Here is a 4,626-nt window from a genome sequence, read left to right as displayed (position 1 = left end):
CGCGGCAGCAACGAGAACACCAACGGCTTGCTGCGGCAGTACCTGCCCAAGGGCACCGACCTGTCCGTCTACAGTCAGGCCGAACTCAACCAGATTGCCTTGAGCCTCAACACCAGGCCGCGCAAGCGTCATGACTTCCGAACCCCGCTGCAGGTGTACAACGAACAACTTCAACTTGCCGAAGCAAGCGCAGGTACGGTTCATTGATTATGTTGCACGTGGACCTTGAAACCGCCGAGCCTTTTTGACCCGGGAAATGACTCTCGATATCCAGTCAGTCTTGTGCTTTGTTTCGATGAGGTATACAGGAGCCTTAAAATTCAGACTCGTTGAAATATCGATAGGATTTTCACCGGTAAAAGTCTTAAGATGCCCTCTCAGCTCCTCGGAATTTGTGTATTCTCGGTAACCGAGGTTGTCAAACAGGCCGACCTCCTTAGCTGAGGGGCACACCTCTTGGAAGCTTCTATTCTTAACTGTGAAAACGCGCTTCCCGAGGCCTATTGCATAGCCTAATTCGTAGACTACGTTAAAATTCAGGAAGGTGACGTCAGCCACAAAGAAGTCGGTTTCTTCTACCTTTAATTCGACTTCGTCCGAAATGAAGTGACCAGCTATATCTAAGGCAGTCCAGGGCGTAATTGCCAAGCCGTCCTTCATAGCCCTCAATTGAGCTAGCGCTCGCTCTATTGTTTCTCCCAACTGCGCAGGGGCTGCTGGATAGGCAAAAAACGCGGTTTGATTCATCTCACCGATCCTCAATTTGCCGATCTCATATGTTCAATGTAAAAGGGCGGCATATAGCCGCCCTTTACTTTATGTGGGTGTGCGTGTCTCACCCGCACTTCGAATACCCGCAATTCAAACAAGTCTGGCAGTTGTCCATCAGCACCAGCGCCTTGGTATTGCACTTGTCGCACATCATCGAGCCGGCCGGAAAGGTCAGCGTCTCGGTGCCGGTCGACTCGGCGCTCACGCCCGCATCAGAGTTTTTTTTTGAGTCCAGCGCCTCGTAGGCGGCACGCTTCTCCGCAATCAACTTCCGCGTCGCCTCATCCATCTCCGGATCATGGATCAGCCCGATGTTCTTCATGTGCTGCTCCACCACCGAGCCGATCTCGGCGACGATGCTGGACATGTAGACGCCGCCGGCCTTGAAGTAGCCGCCGCGGGGGTCGAACACGGCTTTCAGTTCCTCGACCACGAAGGTGACGTCGCCGCCCTTGCGGAACACGGCGGACATCAGGCGGGTGAGCGCCACGATCCACTGGAAGTGGTCCATGTTCTTCGAGTTGATGAAGATCTCGAAGGGGCGGCGCTGTTCGTACTTGGTGCCGGCGTTGAGCACGATGTCGTTGATGGTGACGTACAGCGCGTGCTCGAACAGCGGCGACTTGATCTTGAAGGTGGAGCCGACCAGGGTTTCCGGCCGCTCGACACTCTCGTGCATCTGGATCACTTCGGCCTGCTTGGGCGCGGCAGGGGTGGCCTGCTTCGTCGCGCTGCCGGCCGCATCGGCAACCTTGTCCTCGGGCTTGACCACGTTGTAGCCGGTGATCTTCTTGTCGATCTTGATTGCCATGGGATTCGCTTCTTTGCTGGGGCGCGCCGCGATGGCGGCGACGTGTGACGTGAAAAACCCTCCGGCCCGGCGCATGACGCCGGGCCGGAGGAGGTACGGCTTACTTCTTCTTGCTGGCAGTGGACCTCTTGGCTGCCTTGGGGGCGGCCTTCTTCTTGCTGGCGGACTTCTTTGCCGCCGCCTTCTTCGGGGCCGCCTTGCGGGCGACCGACTTCTTGCCCGCCGCCTTGCGGGCGGGCTTGGCGCGCTTGACGGCGGCTTTCTTCACCGCCTTCTTCGCCACTTTCTTCGCGCTCTTGCGCACCGCCTTCTTCGCGGCGGCCTTCTTCACCGCTTTCCTTGCCGTCTTCTTGGCAGCAGCCTTCTTCGGAGCGGCCTTCCTGACTGCAGCCTTTTTCTTGGGAGTCGCTTTCTTTGCGGCGGCCTTCTTCTTCGGAGCTGCCTTCTTGGCCGCGGCCTTCTTCTTCGGAGCCGCCTTCTTCGCGGCAGCCTTCTTCTTCGGCGCAGCCTTCTTGGCCGCGGCCTTCTTCGGTGCCGCCTTCTTCACTGCGGCCTTGCGGCGTGCCGGTGCCTTCTTCGCCGGGGCCGCGGCGGGTGCGGCCGGCGCTACCTCGGGCAGCACGGGCAGCACGACGGCGGGCGCCTCGGCGGCCGCTGGGTTGTTGCTTGACTCAAGCTCGTTGTCGATGGACATAACTGGTGTTCCCCTCCGATGAATGTCAGTACGTGCCGTGGCCCTCGGGAAACTGCGCGCAGTTCAGAACTTGCCGTAGTAACCCTCCTTCAAGGCATCGAAGAGGTTGGCGGCCGAATGCATCTCGCCGTCGTATTCCACCTGCTCATTGCCTTTCAGTTCGACAACACTACCGTCCTCCAGCTCGAAGCGGTAGAGGGTGTTTTCAAGGTCCGATTCCTTGACCAGCACACCCTGGAAAGCGGCGGGGTTGAAGCGGAACGTGGTGCATCCCTTGAGCCCCTGCTTGTAGGCGTAGAAGTAGATGTCCTTGAAGTCTTCGTACGGGTAATCGGTGGGCACGTTGGCGGTCTTGGAGATCGACGAATCGATCCATTTCTGCGAGGCGGCCTGGATGTCCACGTGCTGCTTCGGGCCGATGTCGTCGGCAGAGACGAAGTAGTCGGGCAGCTTGTGCGCGGCCTCGTCGGTGAACGGCTTGGCCTCGGCGTCGATCAGCGCACGGTAGGCGAGCAGCTCGAAGCTGAGCACCTCGACCTTCTCCTTGGTTTTCTTGCCCTCGCGGATCACGTTGCGCGAGTAGCTGTGCGCGAAGCTCGGCTCGATGCCGTTGCTGGCGTTGTTGGCCAGGCTGAGCGAGATGGTGCCGGTGGGTGCGATCGAGGTGTGGTGGGTGAAGCGCGCGCCGGTCTCGGCCAGTTGCTCGACCAGTTCCGGCGCCACCGTGGCGATGCGCTGCATGTAGCGGCTGTATTTGGCATGCAGCACGCGGCCGGGGATGCTGTCGCCGACCTTGTAGCCGTCGGCGGCCATTTCCGGGCGCTTGCGCAGCATGTCGCCGGTGACGGTGTAGTCGCGCAACAGCACCGGCGCGGCGCCCTTCTCCTTGGCCAGCTCCAGCGCCACTTCCCAGCCGGCCAGCGCCATCTCGCGCGAGACGTCCTCGGTGAAGGCGACCGCCTCGGCGCTGCCGTAGCTGTGCTTGAGCATGGTCACGGTGGAGCCCAGGCCGAGGAAGCCCATGCCGTGGCGGCGCTTGCCCATGATCTCGCTGCGCTGCTGCTCCAGCGGCAGGCCGTTGATCTCGACCACGTTGTCGAGCATGCGGGTGAATACCTTGACCACCTCGCGGTATTCCTCCCAGTCGAAACGCGCCTTGGGCCCGAACGGGTCGCGCACGAACTTGGTCAGGTTGACCGAGCCGAGCAGGCACGAGCCGTAGGGCGGCAACGGCTGTTCGCCGCAGGGGTTGGTCGCGCGGATGTGCTCGCACCACCAGTTGTTGTTCATCTCGTTGACCTTGTCGATCAGGATGAACCCCGGCTCGGCATAGTCGTAGGTGGACACCATGATCATGTCCCACAGGTGCCGCGCGCGGATGTGGCTGTAGATCTTGCAGGCGACCAGGCCGTCTTCGCGGTCGACATAGTTCTCGTGGGTGGGCCATTCGCGCCAGACGACCTTGCTCGGGTCGTTGATGTCGATCTCGTCCTTTTCCTTGACGTGCACCGGGAACACCAGCGGCCAGTCCTGGTCGTGCTCGACCGCCTGCATGAAGCCGTCGGTGATCAGCAGGCTGAGGTTGAACTGGCGCAGGCGGCCATCCTCGCGCTTGGCGCGGATGAACTCCTTGGCGTCCGGGTGGCTGATGTCGAAGGTGCCCATCTGCGCGCCGCGACGGCCGCCGGCAGAGGAGACGGTGAAGCACATCTTGTCGTAGATATCCATGAACGACAGCGGCCCGGAGGTGTACGCACCGGCGCCGGAGACGTAGGCGTTGCGCGGACGCAAGGTGCTGAACTCGTAGCCGATGCCGCACCCGGCCTTCAGCGTGAGGCCGGCCTCGTGCACCTTCTCCAGGATGTCGTCCATGGAGTCGTGGATGGTGCCCGAGACGGTGCAGTTGATCGTGCTGGTGGCCGGCTTGTGAGCCAGCGCCCCGGCGTTGGAGGTGATGCGGCCGGCCGGGATCGCCCCGCGGCGCAGCGCCCACAGGAAACGTTCGTACCAGTGGCCGCGCAGCTCGTCGCTGGCTTCCACGTCGGACAGCGCACGCGCCACGCGCTGGTAGGTCTCGTCGATGCTGCCGTCGACCGGCTCGCCGGTCTTGGTCTTGAGCCGGTATTTCTTGTCCCAGATGTCCCACGAGGCGGGTTGCAGCGGGATGTCCACGGCGGCATCGCGGCCGGTGGCGGGATGATTGGCTGGCGCACGCATTGTGCTCATTGTTTTGCTGACCTCTCGGTGTGGCCTTGCGGCCCCCGTTGATTTTTATTGGGATGTAAGGGTGTCGCTCGCGACGCGACGGCGGCGAGGATCACGGGCGGGAACGACCTCCCGGCCCGGCCGC

At 61.7% G+C, this 4,626-nt stretch carries 5 protein-coding genes; 1 reads left to right on the top strand and 4 read right to left on the bottom strand.

Annotated features, from left to right (window positions below; genetic code table 11):
* Window positions 1-207, top strand: a 207-nt coding sequence (locus B1991_RS18185; RefSeq protein ID WP_136259734.1) for an IS30 family transposase, incomplete at its 5' end; no start/stop codon positions are given.
* On the opposite strand, the gene B1991_RS18180 is transcribed toward B1991_RS18185, so the two are convergent.
* The 4 genes from B1991_RS18180 to B1991_RS18165 form a co-directional block, all read right to left on the bottom strand.
* The gene (locus B1991_RS18180; protein WP_136260086.1) at window positions 208-747 is read right to left on the bottom strand and encodes a TIR domain-containing protein; all 540 of its coding nucleotides are present in this window, start codon (window positions 745-747) and stop codon (window positions 208-210) included.
* 88 nt (window positions 748-835) lie between these two features.
* Window positions 836-1,582, bottom strand: a complete 747-nt coding sequence (locus B1991_RS18175) for a TSCPD domain-containing protein (RefSeq protein ID WP_136260085.1) — start codon at window positions 1,580-1,582, stop codon at window positions 836-838.
* Between the two features lie 100 nt (window positions 1,583-1,682).
* The gene (locus B1991_RS18170; RefSeq protein WP_210772175.1) at window positions 1,683-2,276 is read right to left on the bottom strand and encodes a hypothetical protein; all 594 of its coding nucleotides are present in this window, start codon (window positions 2,274-2,276) and stop codon (window positions 1,683-1,685) included.
* 63 nt (window positions 2,277-2,339) lie between these two features.
* A complete protein-coding gene (locus B1991_RS18165) occupies window positions 2,340-4,502 on the bottom strand; it encodes an adenosylcobalamin-dependent ribonucleoside-diphosphate reductase (protein WP_136260084.1) in 2,163 nt (720 codons plus the stop codon).
* Between the last annotated feature and the right edge of the window lie 124 nt (window positions 4,503-4,626).

The sequence above is a fragment of the Rhodanobacter lindaniclasticus genome (genome assembly GCF_004799035.1).
GTDB lineage: Bacteria > Pseudomonadota > Gammaproteobacteria > Xanthomonadales > Rhodanobacteraceae > Rhodanobacter > Rhodanobacter lindaniclasticus.
This window is presented reverse-complemented; position numbering and strand designations above follow the sequence as displayed.

Excerpts from the sequence above, each read along its gene's own strand:
- B1991_RS18180 (WP_136260086.1), bottom strand. The coding sequence starts at position 747 with ATGAATCAAACCGCGTTTTTTGCCTATCCAGCAGCCCCTGCGCAGTTG.
- B1991_RS18175 (WP_136260085.1), bottom strand. The coding sequence starts at position 1,582 with ATGGCAATCAAGATCGACAAGAAGATCACCGGCTACAACGTGGTCAAG.
- B1991_RS18170 (WP_210772175.1), bottom strand. The coding sequence starts at position 2,276 with ATGTCCATCGACAACGAGCTTGAGTCAAGCAACAACCCAGCGGCCGCC.
- B1991_RS18165 (WP_136260084.1), bottom strand. The coding sequence starts at position 4,502 with ATGAGCACAATGCGTGCGCCAGCCAATCATCCCGCCACCGGCCGCGAT.